At 36.1% G+C, this 17300-nt stretch carries 19 protein-coding genes; 11 read left to right on the forward strand and 8 right to left on the reverse strand.

All coding sequences use genetic code 11. The features are described 5' to 3' along the window. Window positions 1-17: 17 nt before the first annotated feature. Both B8967_RS18485 and B8967_RS18490 read left to right on the forward strand, forming a co-directional pair. The gene (locus B8967_RS18485) at window positions 18-1790 is read left to right on the forward strand and encodes an Ig-like domain-containing domain (RefSeq protein ID WP_084087160.1); all 1773 of its coding nucleotides are present in this window, start codon (window positions 18-20) and stop codon (window positions 1788-1790) included. 4 nt (window positions 1791-1794) lie between these two features. Then, a complete protein-coding gene (locus tag B8967_RS18490) occupies window positions 1795-2253 on the forward strand; it encodes a heme-binding domain-containing protein (RefSeq protein WP_052188702.1) in 459 nt (152 codons plus the stop codon). 178 nt (window positions 2254-2431) lie between these two features. Here the strand turns inward: B8967_RS18490 and B8967_RS18495 are convergent, their stop codons facing one another. From B8967_RS18495 to B8967_RS18515, 5 genes are all read right to left on the reverse strand, one after another. Next, window positions 2432-2944 (reverse strand): NUDIX hydrolase, encoded by a 513-nt coding sequence (locus tag B8967_RS18495; RefSeq protein ID WP_047492358.1) that lies wholly within the window; start codon window positions 2942-2944, stop codon window positions 2432-2434. Between the two features lie 42 nt (window positions 2945-2986). Next, complete coding sequence (gene xerD / locus B8967_RS18500; protein ID WP_047492361.1) at window positions 2987-3901, reverse strand: site-specific tyrosine recombinase XerD; 915 nt, start codon at window positions 3899-3901, stop codon at window positions 2987-2989. Between the two features lie 6 nt (window positions 3902-3907). Next, window positions 3908-4330, reverse strand: a complete 423-nt coding sequence (locus tag B8967_RS18505) for a deoxycytidylate deaminase (protein ID WP_047492363.1) — start codon at window positions 4328-4330, stop codon at window positions 3908-3910. A 48-nt stretch (window positions 4331-4378) separates the two neighbouring features. Further along, window positions 4379-5146 (reverse strand): enoyl-CoA hydratase/isomerase family protein, encoded by a 768-nt coding sequence (locus B8967_RS18510; RefSeq protein WP_084087162.1) that lies wholly within the window; start codon window positions 5144-5146, stop codon window positions 4379-4381. Window positions 5147-5251: 105 nt separating this feature from the next. Continuing rightward, a complete protein-coding gene (locus B8967_RS18515; protein ID WP_047492364.1) occupies window positions 5252-6739 on the reverse strand; it encodes a catalase in 1488 nt (495 codons plus the stop codon). A 133-nt stretch (window positions 6740-6872) separates the two neighbouring features. On the opposite strand from B8967_RS18515, the gene B8967_RS18520 reads away from it, so the two are divergent. The 9 genes from B8967_RS18520 (at window position 6873) to B8967_RS18560 (ending at window position 14571) form a co-directional block, all read left to right on the forward strand. Beyond that, window positions 6873-7823, forward strand: a complete 951-nt coding sequence (locus tag B8967_RS18520) for a LysR substrate-binding domain-containing protein (RefSeq protein ID WP_047492366.1) — start codon at window positions 6873-6875, stop codon at window positions 7821-7823. Between the two features lie 228 nt (window positions 7824-8051). Further along, entirely contained in the window at window positions 8052-9332 is a 1281-nt protein-coding gene (gene metK, locus B8967_RS18525) for a methionine adenosyltransferase (protein WP_047492368.1), read from the forward strand. A gap of 82 nt (window positions 9333-9414) precedes the next feature. After that, window positions 9415-9906, forward strand: a complete 492-nt coding sequence (locus B8967_RS18530) for a hypothetical protein (protein ID WP_047492371.1) — start codon at window positions 9415-9417, stop codon at window positions 9904-9906. A 196-nt stretch (window positions 9907-10102) separates the two neighbouring features. After that, window positions 10103-10693 (forward strand): RNA polymerase sigma factor, encoded by a 591-nt coding sequence (locus tag B8967_RS18535; RefSeq protein WP_047492373.1) that lies wholly within the window; start codon window positions 10103-10105, stop codon window positions 10691-10693. 202 nt (window positions 10694-10895) lie between these two features. Further along, window positions 10896-11591 (forward strand): YjjG family noncanonical pyrimidine nucleotidase, encoded by a 696-nt coding sequence (locus B8967_RS18540; protein ID WP_084087071.1) that lies wholly within the window; start codon window positions 10896-10898, stop codon window positions 11589-11591. Between the two features lie 164 nt (window positions 11592-11755). Further along, window positions 11756-12205, forward strand: a complete 450-nt coding sequence (locus B8967_RS18545; RefSeq protein WP_084087073.1) for a PepSY-like domain-containing protein — start codon at window positions 11756-11758, stop codon at window positions 12203-12205. A 34-nt stretch (window positions 12206-12239) separates the two neighbouring features. Beyond that, window positions 12240-12446, forward strand: coding sequence for a PepSY-like domain-containing protein (locus tag B8967_RS18550; RefSeq protein ID WP_179140085.1), 207 nt, complete (start codon window positions 12240-12242; stop codon window positions 12444-12446). A 170-nt stretch (window positions 12447-12616) separates the two neighbouring features. Continuing rightward, a complete protein-coding gene (locus B8967_RS18555) occupies window positions 12617-13288 on the forward strand; it encodes a response regulator transcription factor (protein ID WP_047492385.1) in 672 nt (223 codons plus the stop codon). Beyond that, entirely contained in the window at window positions 13288-14571 is a 1284-nt protein-coding gene (locus B8967_RS18560; protein WP_084087077.1) for a sensor histidine kinase, read from the forward strand. The genes B8967_RS18555 and B8967_RS18560 overlap by 1 nt, the downstream gene beginning before the upstream one ends. A 74-nt stretch (window positions 14572-14645) precedes the next feature. Here B8967_RS18560 and trpS read toward each other — a convergent pair whose 3' ends face one another. The 3 genes from trpS to B8967_RS18575 all read right to left on the reverse strand — a co-directional run bounded on the left by trpS (window position 14646) and on the right by B8967_RS18575 (window position 17285). Then, window positions 14646-15614: a tryptophan--tRNA ligase gene (trpS, locus tag B8967_RS18565; RefSeq protein ID WP_084087079.1), complete on the reverse strand. Its 969-nt coding sequence runs from the start codon at window positions 15612-15614 to the stop codon at window positions 14646-14648. A gap of 182 nt (window positions 15615-15796) precedes the next feature. Further along, window positions 15797-16438, reverse strand: coding sequence for a SanA/YdcF family protein (locus B8967_RS18570; RefSeq protein WP_084087081.1), 642 nt, complete (start codon window positions 16436-16438; stop codon window positions 15797-15799). Between the two features lie 13 nt (window positions 16439-16451). Continuing rightward, window positions 16452-17285: a GNAT family N-acetyltransferase gene (locus tag B8967_RS18575; RefSeq protein ID WP_228406253.1), complete on the reverse strand. Its 834-nt coding sequence runs from the start codon at window positions 17283-17285 to the stop codon at window positions 16452-16454. Window positions 17286-17300 lie beyond the last annotated feature (15 nt).

Genomic DNA, 17300 nt, shown 5'->3' on the forward strand with positions numbered 1-17300 from the left:
TTTGCTTAAACATTTTCATGAAAAGGTTTCTTCTATTATTCGTTATCTGTTTTCTTGTTCATTCGTGTGCAAGAGTAGGCTCTCCTGTTGGAGGTCCGAAAGATACTTTGGCCCCTAGATTTTTAAGTTCAAATATTGATACCACAAGAATCAATGTGAAAAAAGATATTCACGAGCTCCGCCTGGATTTTGATGAATATGTAACATTGAAAGATATCAATAAGAATCTGATCATTTCGCCACCTATCAAGAATATAAAGCGAATTCTTCCTTCCAATATTGCCAATAAATTTGTTCTGATCCAATGGACAGATACTTTACAGGCCAATACCACATATAATTTCAATTTTGGAAATTCAATTGTAGATAATAATGAATCCAATCCACTTCGGTATTTTAATTTTGCTTTTTCCACGGGCGACAAATTGGATGATTTGTATGTAAGTGGTGAAATTAAAGATGCTTTAGACATCAAAAAGAAAACAGGAAGTACTGAAAACAAATTGGTGGTCGGGCTTTATCAGGTGAAAGATACCATGAATTATAAGCAAAAGCCGTACTATATCACCAAAGTGGACGATGATGGATATTATGAGATGAATTACCTTTCTCCGGGGAAATATAAGATTATAGCCTTTGCAGATGAGAATGGAAATTCTGTGTATGATCCGGGAAAAGAGAAAATAGGATTTCAGAAAGAAACTGTAGAAGTTGAAAAATCTGTTTCAGGATTAAACTTAAAAGTATATCCTTCTAAAAAGCCATTGAAATATTCTGAAATGAAAGAGGTTCCGGGAGGAATTCTTATGATATTTGATGGGCATCCGGATGATGTGAAAGTAACATCGCTGAATGACAAACTTAAAGATATAAAAGTAACACACAGCCCAAAATCAGATTCTGTGAAGATTTGGTTTGATGCTGTGAAAAATAATGTAGGGCAGGAGACCACAGAAAAACTGATGTTTACGCATGATAAAGGTCCGAAAAAGGACAGTGCCTATACGGTTTCCTTATTTTACAAATACAATAAGAAAAATGTAATGGATCTCAACAGTGATAACGGAGGAGGTTCATTAGCTCCAAAAACTGACTTCAAGATTTCCTCCAATTATATCATTGACAAGATTGACCCGGCAAAGTGGGTACTGAAAAGTGATAGCTTAACTACTCAGGAATTTACAGCCAAAATCTCCGAAACCAATCCGTATCAGATATTAATTCAGTCTGACTTCGTGAGCGGAAAAAAATATCAGCTTACGGTTCCAAAAGAAACTGTATCATCGTTCTATGCTAAAAATACACAGTCAAAACGTTTTGATTTTGATGTCGCTAAGGTAGACCAGTTCGGTAGCCTGGAATTTAATATTCTGAATGCGCCATCTTCCAGCTATTGGATTCAGCTTCTTGACTCTTCTGAAAAAGTAGTCTACCAGAGATATACCAAAGGAGATAAAGTGAAATTTGATATTCTGAAACCTGATGAATATATTGTAAGAATATTGGTAGACAACAATGAAAATAAATATTGGGATGAAGCTGATTTTGCTACCGAAACCTTTGCTGAAGATGCCTATATTTTCTATAAAAAAGTTGTGATAAGAGGACTGTGGGAAACAAGAGAAGAATGGGACCTGAAAGATACCAGAACGCTTGATAATCCTAAAGGAGCTGTGTCTCCTGCTGTGCCTGCAGGTACGCCTGAAGCTGACGAAAAGAAGGAAGCGTTAGAGCAGAGCGTAAAAAAAGAAATTAAATCTGAGAATGCCGTTCTAACTCCGGTAAAGTAAACGTATGAAAATCGCAAAAAAAATAGTCTTTTGGAGTTTGGTGGCCTTTGCCCTGGTTCAGTTTATTCCTATTGACAGAGTAAACAAACCGGTAGATTCAAAAGTAAACTTTGTAGATTCCAGGAAAGCTCCGGAAAAGATTCGAACATTACTTAAGGGAGCATGCTACGATTGTCATTCCAACGAAACCATATATCCTAAATATGCTTATATAGCCCCTGTTTCATGGTCTGTAAAAAGCCATGTAAATGAAGGCCGTCAGCATCTTAATTTTTCTGTTTGGGGTACCTATAATAAGGAATTAAAAGAGAATATGCTTGACAGGTCTATTGAGGCTCTTAAACATAAAACAATGCCGATGCCTGGTTATATTGTGTACCATAAAGAAGCAAATCTTTCGGAAGCAGAAAGATCACTGTTGATTCAGTACTTTGAAGAAATGCTGAAGACTAAAACGTATTGATTTTAATAGAAAATTTCGATATTTTCTCTCTGTTTTTTCTGTTGAAAACAAATGAGAACCACTTTCAGGAACGAAGCAGACTGTAAAAGTAATCCTCTGCACGAGATCCGAAAAATCTGTAAGAACATAAAAAAAACTCCCGCAGATTTAAAATCTGCGGGAGAATATATTACAAAAATTATTTCTTTATATAATCTTCAAAAAACCTCTTCTGAGAATCAAAAGCAATATCATCAAGGTTAAGCTCCTTTAAAGGAATCCATACCGCTTCTGATATTTCTGAAAGCTCAAGGCTTACCTCAAATTTTTCCGAAACATTATACTCATAAAAAAGATCAATCGTGTTATAATCAATTTCTTTATATTGATAAACGTTTGGAAGGCTGGTAAGATATTTTAAGTTTGAAATATTGATACTAAGCTGAAGTTCTTCAAAAAGCTCTCTTTTGCAGGTTTCTTCTGCGCTCTCTTTAGGGTCGACAAATCCTCCGGCCAGATCGAGTTTTCCCTTTTTAGGGTCTCTGTTTCTTCTGGTAAGGTAAATTTCGTCACCACATCGGATCACTACAGCTACAGCGCCTGCTACATTATTATACAATCTGAAGTCACATTCAGGGCAGCTCCATTTCTTTTCACCATCCCAGTGTAAAGATTCTTTGCCACAGCTAGGGCAATATTTCAATAATTTCATCTGTTTATAATTACTTTTTTAAAGTTCAGATGGAACTTCATTTCATTGAGTAATATTAATATTTCTCGGGTGATAACTCAAAATAACATCCCTCAATTCTTCAGTTTTTAAATGAGTGTAGATTTCCGTCGTTGTAATACTGGAATGTCCAAGCATTTCCTGAATATAACGCAAGTCTGCTCCATTCTGAAGCAAGTGTGTTGCAAAAGAATGTCTGAAGGTGTGTGGAGATATCTTTTTGTTAACCCCTGCCTTATCCGTAAGTTCTTTGATGATAAGAAATACAATAACCCTTGACATCGAGGTGCCACGGCTGTTCAGGAACAGTGTGTCTTCATATTTCTTATTGATTTTACCTTTAGAACGTACTTCTTTGATATAATTTTCCAGTAATTCAGCTGTATAATCAGCCAGTGGAACGAAACGGGTTTTGTTTCCTTTTCCATGGACTTTGATATATTGCTCTTTAAAATTGATATTGGATATTTTCAAATCAATAAGTTCAGAAACACGGAGTCCGCAACCATAGAGTACCTCAATGATACAGTTGTTCCTTTTCCCCAGGTCTGTATTGATTTCAATAGCCGCAATAATTTTGTTGATATCAAGCAGGCTTAAAGTGTCTGGTAGATAGAGTCCTAGTTTAGGACCTTCGAGTAACGCTGCGGGGTTGTCTTCCCGGAATTCATCCTCAAGCAGAAATTTAAAGAAAGCCTTAATAGAAGAGATCCATCTTGCTTGAGATCTCTCACTGAATTTCTGTTTAGAAAGATTGAAAATGTATTCCTGCAGGTTTTCGTAACCGATAGAATCTGGACCGACGTTTGCCAGATCTTCTTCTGCGTAATCTTTTAGTTTTTTAATGTCCCGAACATAGGCGTCGAGCGTGTTGTCTGAAAAATTTCTTTCGAAGCGAAGAAATATTTCAAAATCTTTGATCTTTTCATCCCAAGTCATTTGTGCTTATTTTTTTAGTTCACAGTCCGATATTTGTTCTATTTCAATACCATGGTTTTTCAGGAACGAGATGCCGTCTTCATCCGAATACTCATTAATATACACCAGTCTTGTAATTCCTGCCTGCAGGATTAGTTTACTGCATTCTTTACAAGGCGACAGCGTTAGATATAGCGTTGCCCCTTTTGCAGACTGAGTGGAAGCTGCCAGCTTTAATATAGCATTAGCCTCCGCATGCAGTACATACCAGTGCGTTTTCCCCTCTTCATTTTCACAGCAGTTCTCAAACCCCGAAGGAGTTCCGTTGTAACCGTCTGAAATAATCATCCTATCTTTTACGATAAGAGCTCCCACCTGTTTTCTCTTACAGTAGGAGAGTTTTGCCCATTCCTGAGCCATTTTTAGATAAGCCTTGTCAAACTTATTCATACCGCAGCATTAGTTTTTTCGAAATAATTGGATTAAAAGCTTGAAAGTTTAGAAGTTTGGCTTTCTTTTCTCTAGGAAAGCACTTACTCCTTCTTTCTTATCGTCCATTTCAAAAAGCTCCCCGAAATACTTGATTTCAGTTTCAAAACCTTTCTCCGTATCAGATAAATTCACGGCGTGGATAGCCTTAGATATTGCCATTGGTGAATTGTGGGCAATAATGTTCGCTAATTCTTTCGTTTTGGTTAATAATTCGTCAATAGGGTATACTTCATTCACCAGTCCGATTTCTTTTGCCTTTTGAGCAGGAACCATTTTGGCTGAGAAGATCATTTCGTTGGCAATACCTTTTCCGACAAGCTTAGGAAGCCTTTGTGTTCCTCCGTATCCCGGGATTAATCCCAGCGTTACTTCAGGAAGACCCAATCTGGCGTTTTCCGATGCATATCTGATGTGGCATGCCATAGCAAGCTCTAAACCTCCTCCCAATGCAAAACCGTTAACGGCTGCAATGACAGGTTTAGACATATTTTCAATTTTGTTAAACAGTGAATTTTGTCCGTTTCGGGCAAGCTCTTCAGCTTTTTCTTGTCCAAACTCGCTAAATTCTTTGATATCTGCACCTGCTACAAAAGACTTCTCACCACTTCCCGTAAGGATAATAACCCTGCAGGAATGGTCGGAATTAAGTTCGTCCATTGCTGTACTGATCTCCTGAATAGTTTTTGCATTTAATGCATTTAAACTCTCAGGTCTGTTTATGATAATGATAGATACTTTATCTTCTTTTTTTAATAATATATTTTCGTAACTCATTTTTCCACTTTGAAATATCATCCTCTGCAAATTATGAATTTTTTACAAAAAAAAGGAAAAAATATTATTTTTTTTTCCTTTTTTTTAATTTATTGTTCAATATGATTATTTGGAATGATTCATCATATTTGCATCGATATTGACATTTAATTGGGAAGCCACTCTCATGCCAAGTTCGATATTAGCCCTAAAAAAGTGACATAATTGCCTGTTGATGATCTCTTCTCCCTTAGGTCCTGATATCCCTTTCATGCTTCCTACGATGTTGTTAATCAGGTGTTCTCTGTCTTCAGCGTTCATTGCTTTTGAATAAAGAAGCCCTGGCTGAGTATAATGATCACTGTCGTTTTCATTTCTGTTATAGTTGGCCACATGGGCGCTATCTAATTCATACTCATAGTTCTTATAAGATGGATCAGGCGTGATGTCATCAAAACTGTTGGGGTGATAATTAGGTTTATCCTGATACTGGCTTGAATCTGCCATATAGCCATCTCTCTGATAATTATTAACCGCAAAAGGACATCTGTTCACCTCCAGCTGATGGGCATTTACTCCCACTCTGTATCGGTGAGCGTCAGGATAAGAGAACAATCTTCCCTGAAGCATTTTGTCCGGTGAAAAGCTGATCCCGTTTATCAGGCTGCTGGGAGAAAACGTAGACTGCTCAACATGGGCAAAATAATTGACAGGAACTTCATTGAGTTCCATTTCACCTACTTCAATAAGAGGGAAGTCATCATGGAACCAGACTTTAGTAACATCAAAAGGATTCCATCTGAAATCTTTTGCCTGGTCTTCTGTCATCACCTGGATATACATAGTCCATTTCGGGAAATCTCCATTCTCAATAGAATGGCAAAGATCTTCCTGTGCAAAGTCAGGATTTTCTCCTGCCATTTTTACAGCTTCCTCATCCGTGAAGTTTTTTACCCCCTGCTTTGTTTTGAAATGGAACTTTACCCATACTCTTTCATTCTGCTCATTGATCATAGAAAAAGTGTGAGATCCGAAACCATGCATATGTCTGAAACCATAAGGGGTTCCTCTGTCTGACATTAAAATAAGAACCTGATGAAGAGATTCCGGGTTGAGACTCCAGAAATCCCACATCATAGTGGCACTCTTTAAATTGGTTTTAGGAAGTCTTTTTTGAGTATGTATAAAATCCGGAAATTTCTTGGCATCCTTAATAAAGAAAACAGGAGTGTTGTTCCCTACAAGATCCCAGTTTCCATCTTCTGTATAAAATTTTAAAGCAAAACCCCGTGGGTCTCTTGCCGTATCTGCACTTCCTTTTTCTCCTCCTACCGTAGAAAATCTGGCAAACATCCTGCATGAATTGCCTACTTTTGAAAATAGCTTTGCTTTTGTATATTTACTGATATCATGGGTTACGGTAAAGGTTCCGTAAGCTCCGCTTCCTTTAGCGTGTACAATTCTTTCAGGTATTCTTTCCCTAACGAAATGAGCAAGGTTTTCCTGAAGAACAAAGTCTTGCAGCAATACCGGGCCTCTTGGTCCTACCGTCTGGGAATCCTGATGCTCAAAATAAGGCGTGCCGTTACTTAACGTTAATTTTTTAGAATCCATATATCGATGATTTGAATAATTGTTTTCTTATTTTCTAAATACCACTGTAAAGGTAGTGAATATCAAATTTACTTGAATTTTTAATTGCTAATAGCAAAAACATTATATCTTTGTAATAGATAATATTAATCAAATGAACATTCAGCAACTGGAGTATCTTATCGCTGTTGATAAGTATAAACATTTTGGTAAAGCAGCCCAGGCATGCTTCATTACCCAGCCTACCTTAAGTGCCATGATACAGAAATTTGAGGATGAACTGGATGTGAAGGTTTTTGACAGAACTACACACCCGATCCGTACTACAGATGTAGGGCTTCAGATCATTGATCAGGCTAAGGTTATTATAGAATCTGTCAATGAGCTGAAAAACAAAGCGAATCTTTTGAATAATATTTTAGGAGGAACCATCAACCTGGGGATTATCCCAACTGTTTCTTCTTTTATTCTGCCTACGGAAATCTTTAAATTTTTGGAGGATAATCCTAAAATTCAGATGAATGTAAAGGAGATGACAACGGATAATATTATCAAGGCGTTAAAAGCAGGGGAACTGGATGCCGGAATTATTTCAACTCCTTATGATACCGCTGATGAGTTTTATCAGGATTTCTTATTCAATGAAGAACTGATGATCTATAGCTCCAATACTGAAGCGAACAAAAAGAATGCTTATATTATTCCTGAAGACCTGAATGTAGAAAAAGTGTGGTTACTTGAAGAAGGAAACTGCCTTAGAAATCAGTTCGAAAATATTTGCCACCTGAAAGAAAATACATTAAAGCCTAAAAACTTGGATTTCTTAGCTTCCAATATCCAGACTTTGGTACATATGGTAGATAAAGTAGGAGGGATTAGTATTTTACCGGAACTGGCCCTGAGTCAGCTTTCAGAAGAGCAGAAAAAAAATGTCTTCAGATTTAAGAAGCCATTCCCATACAGAGAGATCAGTATTATATATTATAAGCCGACCTTTAAACAAAAAATTATTGACGAATTATCACATTCTATCAAAACTTCTTTAGAGCTTAAATTGAACTATCATGAAAGTCCTAAAGAATTTGTAAGCATAAAGCCACAATAATCAGAATGTTCTAAAATGATATAAGTCATTAATTTAAACAAAATTATAATTAGTAAACAAAATTTTTGAGTATTAGAAAAATAGTGCTTAAATTTGCTGACGTTTACGACGAGGAAAAATTTGACCTGATTGCAACCTCTATAAAAAAATGCTAAAACAGTATTCTTTTTGGGCAATTTTATTCTTATTTTTCTTCAAAATTTTTTAATCTAAAAAACAAAGAATAATATGTCTTATTTATTTACATCTGAATCTGTTTCAGAAGGACATCCGGATAAAATCGCCGATCAGATTTCCGACGCATTAATCGACCACTTTTTAGCATACGATAAAAGTTCAAAAGTTGCCTGTGAAACTCTTGTGACGACAGGGCAGGTAGTATTGGCAGGAGAAGTAAAATCCGATGCCTACCTTGATGTTCAGACAATTGCCAGAGAAGTAATCAATGGAATTGGATATACAAAAGGGGAATATATGTTCAATGGAGATTCTTGTGGAGTGATCTCCGCCATCCATGAGCAGTCTCCCGATATCAACCAGGGAGTAGACAGAGCTGTAACAGATGAGTCTTTCGAAGCTAAAGCTAACGCACAGGGAGCTGGTGACCAGGGGATGATGTTCGGTTATGCAACTAATGAAACGGCAAACTATATGCCTCTTGCTTTAGATTTAGCTCATACAATCCTTAAAGAACTTTCCAATATCAGAAGAGAAAATAAAGAGATCCCTTATCTTCGTCCGGATGCAAAAAGCCAGGTAACTATTGAATATTCTGATGATCACAAACCAATCAGAATTGATTCTATTGTAGTTTCTACGCAGCATGATGACTTCGGAACTGAAGAAGAAATGCTGAACAAGATCCGTGAAGATATCAAGAATATCCTGGTACCTAGAGTGGTTGCACAGCAGACTGAAGAGATCAAAGCTTTATTCAACGATCAGATCAAATACCATATCAACCCGACAGGTAAATTCGTTATCGGAGGACCTCACGGAGATACCGGTCTTACAGGTAGAAAAATCATTGTAGATACTTACGGTGGAAAAGGAGCTCACGGTGGTGGTGCTTTCTCTGGAAAAGACCCTTCAAAAGTAGACAGAAGTGCTGCCTATGCAACAAGACATATTGCTAAAAACTTAGTAGCTGCTGGTATTGCTGACGAAGTTTTGGTACAGGTTTCTTATGCAATCGGTGTAGCAGAACCTTGTGGATTATATATTAATACCTATGGAACTGCAAAAGTGGATCTTCATGATGGCGAAATTGCTAAAAAAGTTTCAGGAATCTTTGATTTGAGACCTTATGCTATTGAGCAGAATCTAAAATTAAGAAACCCTATCTATTTGGAAACGGCTTCTTACGGTCACATGGGTAAAGATCATTATGTAGCTGATAAAACGTTCAATAAGGGACATAAGAATGAACTTACGCTGAAAGATCTTGAATTCTTCACGTGGGAAAAATTAGACAAAGTAGAGGAAATTAAAGCCGCTTTCGGAATTTAATTTTTTCTTTACCATAATAAATGACTGCTTTATCTTTTGATAAGGCAGTTTTTTTTAATTTTACACTTTAATTAATTGAAAGATGATGAATTTTCGAACTGCAGTTGCTGTACTCTCCCTGTTTTTTCTAAGCACATTAGTAAAAGCCCAATATACCATGCATAAAATGATCAGTGTGGGATATACCTACCAGAATCAGAGTTTTGGGGAATTAGGAGGTAAATTGCTTTTCCTGAAAAATGATGATGTAATTTATAGATTAGGCGGTTCTGCGCTGATGGGAGTTGCAGACTCCAAGTTTGCTATTATGCCAAAGTTGCAGGCTGATGTACTGCTCAATTTTGCAAAAAATGTTGACTTCTACCATTCTTATTATTTTTTAATGGGTGCAGAGGGAACAAATAAATATATTGCTCCGAAAATTGGAGTTACCTTATTTGGAATGCTGGATCTTACAGGAGGGTATGCTTTTCCTATCGGAGACGCCCGTTTAAACGGAAAAGAAATGAAAGGGTTAAATATTAATTTTACATTAAATATCCCAACTGTATTTATTCATGACATGTTTAAGTAACTTTTTTTAAATTTTTCTTGTGAAAATTTAATAATAAGTTAACAGTTATTAAAAAATGATTATATTTACATCATAATATAATTGTGCCGCCTATTGAAGAGACTCTACTCTAGAAAACTGTTTTGTATATACAGCAAAAGCCAGATGAAATATCTGGAGGAATACCTGTCTACAAATATTTATATTGAGAAGAGTTATGAAATCAAAATCGGATAGTTTACTAATTTCATTGTACCAGAAAGGTGATGAGGAAGCGTTATCGACCCTCATTCATCGCCATCAGAGAGAACTGTTTACATTCATTTTTTACAAAATTAATGATGAAGATTTAGCCAACGATATTTTTCAGGATACATTCATGAAAATCATCGTTATGCTGAAAGAAGGACGCTATAACGAAGAAGGGAAATTTATTCTTTGGGCAAAAAGAATCTCTCACAACCTGATCATCGATCATTTCAGATCTAAAGCAAAAAACATTAAAGTTTCAGAAACAACTTTTGAAACCGACGAATATTCTATTTTTGATTTAATACGGGAACCTTCGGAAAATATTGAAGATCAGCTTGTAACCAATCAGATCCAGGAAGATCTGTTGAGAATGCTGCAATTCCTTCCCCAAAACCAGCAGGAAGTGATCAAACTGAGGTTTTTTGACGGTCTGAGCTTTAAAGAAATTGCAGATCATACTGATATGAGCATTAATACTACCTTAGGCAGAGTAAGATATGCATTGATTAACCTGAGAAAAATCATGGATGAAAATAATATAATCTTAACCAGATAGATAATATTTCGTGAAAATTCACGTTTTAAGGAAAACATACTTCGCCTATGAAAAAAAATGATTCCTTAAAAGTGAAAACTTTGAAACCTAAAAAACAAACCATTGATTTTTTACTCAATTTTTCTAAAAGCCTTGAGGTGGTGAAAAGTAAGAGTAAAAATTATACGATCTTAAAAAATTAAAATCACTAACTTTGTGCTGTATGAAAATGCAGCACGTTTTTTTTGATCTGGACAATACGCTCTGGGATCACCGCAGAAATGCCTACCTTACCATCAAAGACCTTTTTGAAGATCAGGAGATTAACTCAAAGTATAATATTGACTTTGAGGAGTTTCACTCTGTTTATCATGATATCAATGAAGACCTCTGGGAAAAAATCAGAGATGGAATTGTTGGCAAAGAATATTTGAGAGAACACCGTTTCTATGATTCCTTCAAACATTTTGGAGTAGAAAACAAAGAACTTTCCAATTATTTTGAAGAAAATTTCCTGGATAATATTGTTGGATATAATGAATTGGTAGAGGGTGCCGAAGACATTCTTGAATATTTAAAAGCAAAGAATTATAAGCTTCATATTATTTCTAATGGTTTTCAGGATGTAACGGAAAGGAAGTGTACCTTATCGGGAATTGCTCCTTATTTTGAAACGATTACCAGTGCAGATTCTATAGGGGTAAGAAAACCTAATCCTAAGATTTTTGAATACTCTCTGGGGCTTTCGGAAGCTAAAAAAGAGGAAAGCATCCTGATTGGTGATGACTGGATTGCGGATGCTATGGGAGCGAAAAATTTCGGCATGGATTCTATTTTCTTTGATGTTTATAAAGAAGATAAGAAAGAGGCCGGGTTAAAGGCCATTACCCACCTTCAGCAAATCAAAGAATACTTATAAAATTTCTGACCGTAAGGTCTACAACAAAATAGAGTTAAACCATTGAGAAATCATTTCTTAATGGTTTTTTTTAGCTCCAATTTTTGCTGCATTTCATTTTTCCCAATTCTTTCCTAAATTGATTTGGACCTTTGCTTCATAATAATAACGAAAAACTTAATGTTATGAAAAATGTAAAGAAAATCACCGGAGTATTTATTTTTATCTTCATGTTGGCAGGAGGCTTTATTTCTGCACAGGACAGAGCGATCCAGGTCAATCAATTACCTAAAACGGCAAAAACCTTTCTTGCTGTCCACTTTAAAGGGATACCTGTAAGTTCAGCGATTGAAGACAGAGAGATCTATGGAGTGGATGAATACAAAGTATACCTGAGCAATGGAATGAAAATGGAATTTGACAGTAATGGAAACTGGAAAGAGGTAGATGGTAAACATCAAAAGTTGCCTTATGGTTTTATTCCTTTATCCATCAGAAATTATGCAACCCGTAATTTTCCGAATACGTCCATCATTAAGGTAGAAAAAAAGAGATGGTCCTATAAAGCGGAGCTTTCCAACGGCCTGGAGCTGGAATTCGATAAAAACGGAAATTTTAAAAGAATTGATGACTAACAGGTCATTACATATAACACCAAAATTTAGGAATATGATCAATTGGAATATCATAAGAAATACTGGAAGAGAAGTTTCTTCCAACAAGATTAGAAAGAGTATTGTGTCTTTTATAACAAGACATCATCCGTGCAGCGTGGTAAGCTCTATTGAAAAAAAATATAATGCTTATAAAATTCACCTGATGAGTGGAATATGTCTCGTTTTTGATGCAGACGGACGTTTTGTAAAAATGAACTAGTTGTTAAAGAAAAGAAGCAGGGAGCCGGGAGAAGAAAGGTGTTACTCCTTTACAATTAATAGAAAGTAATCATTGCCGGATACAGGCAAGTAACTTCCGGCTTCCCACCTTATAATTTCATATATTTGGTATAAGTTTTAACCGTTCAGCAGAGCGCAAATCAAAGCAGAATGAAGATTTTAATAGTAGAAGATGAACCGGCCATAAAGGATACTGTACAGAAATTTCTGGAAGCGGAACATTTTATTGTAGAACATGCAGATACATACAGCTCGGGCCTTGAGAAGATTATTTCCTACGAATATGATTGCATTTTGCTGGATATTATGCTGCCGGACGGAAGTGGGATAGACCTGCTGAGAGAAATAAAAAAAATGCATAAAAAAGATCCTGTCATCATTCTGTCGGCGAAAGATTCAGTAGATGATAAAGTAACAGGATTGGAGATAGGGGCGGATGATTATCTTGCCAAACCTTTTCACCTGGCAGAGCTTATGGCAAGAGTAAAGTCTGTGATCAGGAGAAATAACCAGGATGGGGAAAACAGTATTACATATAAAAATATCAGTATTGATCCCGATCTCAGAAAGGTGATGATAGGAAAGGAGGAACTTGTGCTGAACCGTAAAGAATATGACCTTCTGTATTACTTTGTTATTCATCCTGAAAAAACCTTACAGAAAACTACATTGGCTGAAGCGATCTGGGGAGATTATATAGATCAGGCAGATAGTCTGGATTTTATTTACTCGCAGATTAAAAATCTCCGCAAGAAGTTGAAAAATCTGAATGCTGAAGCTGATTTTCAGGCGGTATATGGGATAGGCTATAAATTTATCTGATGAAAGTTTCATTAAAATATTACACGATAAAATACCTTATTATGATCCTTCTGCTGATTATTGCAGTTTGGGCCGGGTTATTTTATGCCTATATCCTGGATGAAGTTCATGATAATGTGGATGATGGGCTTAGGGACAGAAAAATACAGATCATTAAAGCAGTATACCTGAATCCCCAGTTATTGAAGAATAATGATTTTGGTTTTAATGAATTTAAGATTAATCCTATTACTGCCGGAGAATATAAAAATAAAAGCCGCCTCTATAATAAGATGTATTATATGGAGTATGACGATAAAGATCAGCCTTATCGTGTGCTTGAGGCAGACTTTATCGACCAGTATAAGATGAATCAGAGGCTTGTGATAAGAACTTCTACCGTAGAAGAAGATGAGCTGATCTATGACCTCACAACAGCCTTAATTGTTCTCTATATTGTTTTGGTAATAAGTATAGTTGTTGTCAACGGATATCTGCTGAATAAAGCGATGCGCCCATTCTATTTAATTTTAGATAAACTTAAAAAGTACCAGTTTGGGATTCCCGCGGAACAGGAGAATAAAGAATATATCATTAAAGAGTTTGAGGAGCTGAATGTTGAAATTAATGAAATGATTGAGCGTAATGAGCTTGTTTTTTATCAGCAGAAACAGTTTATTGAAAATGCCTCCCACGAACTTCAGACCCCACTTGCCATAGTTATTAATAAAATAGATCTCCTTATTCAGAATGATGACCTCGATGAAAAGAATCTGAATTTTCTCACCGGAGTAAAGAATGACCTGAGAAGGATGGTAGGGTTAAATAAATCTTTATTAATGCTTTCCAAAATAGAGAACAGCCAGTTTAATAAAACCGCAGGAGTAGACTTTAATGCTTTGATCGGCAAGCTGGTTCAAAATTATGAAGACTTTATAGAGTTTAAAAAAGTAGATGTCAATATCATAGAAAAAGGAAGTTTTGAAGCTGATTTTAATCGCGACCTTGCGGATATTCTGTTGTCTAATCTTCTTAAGAATGCCATTAAATATAATAATGAAGAAGGTACATTGAATATTATGATTGAGGATGACAGGATTACATTTCAAAACAGTGGAGCTGCCGTGGGATTAGATCCATCCAGGATTTTTGACCGTTTCTATAAACAGAGTTCCGATCACACCTCTACCGGCTTGGGGCTGTCGATTATTAAAACCATTATCAAGCAGTATCCCGGTTGGGACATTGTTTATAAGTTTGAAGATAAAATGCATTACTTTATACTTGAGAAAAATAAGATCTGAGAATATAATAGACAGCATCATGAAAAGAGAAAGCCCTTCAATTTGAAGGGCTTTCTTATGTTTGAAACTTAGAATTAAAATCCTAAGCTTGTTCTTACTCTTTTAATAGTTTCCAGTGCCACAGGTCTTGTTTTCTCTGCACCCTGCTGTAATTTTGCTTCCAGTTCGTCCAGATTATTCATATAATAAGCGAATGTTTCTCTTTCTTTGGCAAAACGAACTAAGATCAAATCCAACAATTCTTTTTTAGCATGTCCATATCCGAAGTTTCCGGCAAGGTATTTAGCTCTTAATTCCTCAGTTTGCTCAGGAGTAGCAATAAGTTCATAAATCTGGAATGTCTTGTCTGTTCCAGGGTCCTTAGGCTCTTCCAACGATTTAGAATCCGATTCAATACTCATCACCTGTTTTTTCAGTTCCTTTTCAGGGAGAAAAACATTGATGATATTTCCCATAGATTTAGACATTTTACGGCCGTCAGTCCCGGGAACATATTTTGTGTCTTCCTGAAGTTCAGATTGAGGTAAAACAAAAACTTCACCCATTTGATTATTAAACCTCGAAGCTACATCTCTGGCAATTTCCAAATGCTGAAGTTGATCTTTCCCTACAGGCACAATCTCTGCATCATACAGCAGGATATCTGCAGCCATCAAAATAGGATAGGTAAACAGCCCTGCATTCACGTCCTGAAGACGGTCTGCCTTATCTTTAAATGAATGGGCCAGTGTTAATCTTTGATAAGGAAAAAAACATGATAAATGCCAAGATAGTTCACAGGTTTCAGCGATATCACTTTGTCTGTAGAAGAATGTTTTTTCAGTATCTAATCCACAAGCAAGCCAAGCCGCAGCAATCTCGTAGGTATTTTGTCTTAACGTCTGCGCATCTTTTATCTGGGTAAGCGTATGAAGATTCGCGATAAATAAAAATGATTCATTTCCTTCCTGCTTAGAAAGTTCAATAGCAGGAATAATTGCCCCAAGTAGGTTTCCAAGATGGGGGGTTCCGGTGGCTTGAATGCCGGTAAGAATTCTTGACATTTGTTTACAATATTTTAAAATTAATGAATTGCAAATTTACGAGGTTTGGTGGGATAATGGGTAAAAAAGATTAAAAGAATCAAGAATCAAGAATCAAGACTTGTTGTTACAATTCAGTGGGGAAGAGCTTAGAGCTCCTCCACATATCAATTCTTCTATTAGCGTTACCAAAATTTAAGATCTTATGGAATTAAAATCTTCTCTCCCCCAAATTTCGGTTCCACTCCGAAAAGCAGATCCCAATAGACTTTGGCTTTTGCAATATACTCCCGCATGTTGGTTTTCAGACCTACATACTTATTGACATCTGCAGCATTATATCCAAATGCTTCCATGCCATTTTTTCTGGCCAGGAAAACAGCTCTTTCATTATGAAACTTTTGGGAAATGATCACCAGCTTTGTCTGTCCGAAGATGTCTTTAGCCCTTACTACAGAATCCAAGGTTCTGAACCCGGCATGATCCATAATGATTTTATCCTGTGGAATCCCCTGATGCATTAAGGTCAGCAGCATATCTTCCGGTTCATTATAATCTTTGGTGCTGTTGTCTCCACTTACAATGATGTATTGGATTTTTCCACTCTTATAAAGATCTGTAGCAGCTTTAATTCTATTGTAGAAATAGGCATTTGGCATTCCATTGCTTAATGTTTTTCCGGTTCCCAGAAGTAATGCTGTCTTGGTTTTGGGTACATCGGCAATAGTGTAGGATACAAAAGCTTCACTTTCCTTTTTTATACTGTAGTTGGCCCAAAATATAAAAGAAATGATGAGTATTGATATAATTAAGACTATGGATAATAACTTTTTGAAGATCTTCATTGGTCTAAATCTATTAATTGCTTAGTCGGTAAAATGGAATTTCTAATGATGGTTCGAAACCAAGTTTTTGAGCAAGATTATAAGATTCTTTATTTTCTAATTTGCATGCCCATACAGGTTCAAAATTATTTTTAATAGCGTACTCAAGAAGAGCCAAACAAACCATTTCTGCAAAACCTTTTCCCCGGAAATCTTCTGCTGTTTCAATACCAAACTCCAATTGGTTGCCCTGAATGCAGGCAGAATAAGCAGTAGAAGCCGGCTGGTTTTGATACAAAAGACTAAAACCGACTCCATTATTCAAAAAATCTTGTTCATTCTTCCAAAAATAATGAGGAATAACACTTCCTTTCATATTGCGGAAAATCACGCTGTCTGTTCTTACTATTTTCACATCGTCAGAAGGGAAAGATGTTTTAATGTCTCTGTACTTCTGTGGATTAAATTTAAAATTGACACGGGTGTTGAGCTCTATAATGCCATGGTTAAGCTGATTTTTGTTATCGCTGGAGCGTATGATGCAATCTTTATAAAGTTCTGCTAATACGGGATGCCATGCGTTAGGATAAGCCTGCATCCATTCAAAATGATTTCTGATATTACCGATATTAAGAGAATATTCTTTAAAATCAGCGTTGAAAGATTCATTATTATGGGCCCCCAATAGCAAAGTCATTCCATAAGGGTGAACTATATAAAAGGTGTTGGGAGTATCAATGTTGTCCACATATATTTTCCCTTTTATTTTTTGCTGTATTATATCCTGTGCAAAAAGTGTATTGATAGTGACCTTTTCGAGGGGCTCGGTAACTTTGTAATAATGATTTTCAGCTAATAATTTCATCATTTGGAATTTTATGAT

The organism is Chryseobacterium sp. YR221, assembly GCF_900176315.1.
Lineage (GTDB): Bacteria > Bacteroidota > Bacteroidia > Flavobacteriales > Weeksellaceae > Chryseobacterium > Chryseobacterium rhizosphaerae.

Excerpts from the sequence above, each read along its gene's own strand:
- B8967_RS18485 (WP_084087160.1), top strand. The coding sequence starts at position 18 with ATGAAAAGGTTTCTTCTATTATTCGTTATCTGTTTTCTTGTTCATTCG.
- B8967_RS18490 (WP_052188702.1), top strand. The coding sequence starts at position 1,795 with ATGAAAATCGCAAAAAAAATAGTCTTTTGGAGTTTGGTGGCCTTTGCC.
- B8967_RS18495 (WP_047492358.1), bottom strand. The coding sequence starts at position 2,944 with ATGAAATTATTGAAATATTGCCCTAGCTGTGGCAAAGAATCTTTACAC.
- xerD (WP_047492361.1), bottom strand. The coding sequence starts at position 3,901 with ATGACTTGGGATGAAAAGATCAAAGATTTTGAAATATTTCTTCGCTTC.
- B8967_RS18505 (WP_047492363.1), bottom strand. The coding sequence starts at position 4,330 with ATGAATAAGTTTGACAAGGCTTATCTAAAAATGGCTCAGGAATGGGCA.
- B8967_RS18510 (WP_084087162.1), bottom strand. The coding sequence starts at position 5,146 with ATGAGTTACGAAAATATATTATTAAAAAAAGAAGATAAAGTATCTATC.
- B8967_RS18515 (WP_047492364.1), bottom strand. The coding sequence starts at position 6,739 with ATGGATTCTAAAAAATTAACGTTAAGTAACGGCACGCCTTATTTTGAG.
- B8967_RS18520 (WP_047492366.1), top strand. The coding sequence starts at position 6,873 with ATGAACATTCAGCAACTGGAGTATCTTATCGCTGTTGATAAGTATAAA.
- metK (WP_047492368.1), top strand. The coding sequence starts at position 8,052 with ATGTCTTATTTATTTACATCTGAATCTGTTTCAGAAGGACATCCGGAT.
- B8967_RS18530 (WP_047492371.1), top strand. The coding sequence starts at position 9,415 with ATGATGAATTTTCGAACTGCAGTTGCTGTACTCTCCCTGTTTTTTCTA.
- B8967_RS18535 (WP_047492373.1), top strand. The coding sequence starts at position 10,103 with ATGAAATCAAAATCGGATAGTTTACTAATTTCATTGTACCAGAAAGGT.
- B8967_RS18540 (WP_084087071.1), top strand. The coding sequence starts at position 10,896 with ATGAAAATGCAGCACGTTTTTTTTGATCTGGACAATACGCTCTGGGAT.
- B8967_RS18545 (WP_084087073.1), top strand. The coding sequence starts at position 11,756 with ATGAAAAATGTAAAGAAAATCACCGGAGTATTTATTTTTATCTTCATG.
- B8967_RS18550 (WP_179140085.1), top strand. The coding sequence starts at position 12,240 with ATGATCAATTGGAATATCATAAGAAATACTGGAAGAGAAGTTTCTTCC.
- B8967_RS18555 (WP_047492385.1), top strand. The coding sequence starts at position 12,617 with ATGAAGATTTTAATAGTAGAAGATGAACCGGCCATAAAGGATACTGTA.
- B8967_RS18560 (WP_084087077.1), top strand. The coding sequence starts at position 13,288 with ATGAAAGTTTCATTAAAATATTACACGATAAAATACCTTATTATGATC.
- trpS (WP_084087079.1), bottom strand. The coding sequence starts at position 15,614 with ATGTCAAGAATTCTTACCGGCATTCAAGCCACCGGAACCCCCCATCTT.
- B8967_RS18570 (WP_084087081.1), bottom strand. The coding sequence starts at position 16,438 with ATGAAGATCTTCAAAAAGTTATTATCCATAGTCTTAATTATATCAATA.
- B8967_RS18575 (WP_228406253.1), bottom strand. The coding sequence starts at position 17,285 with ATGATGAAATTATTAGCTGAAAATCATTATTACAAAGTTACCGAGCCC.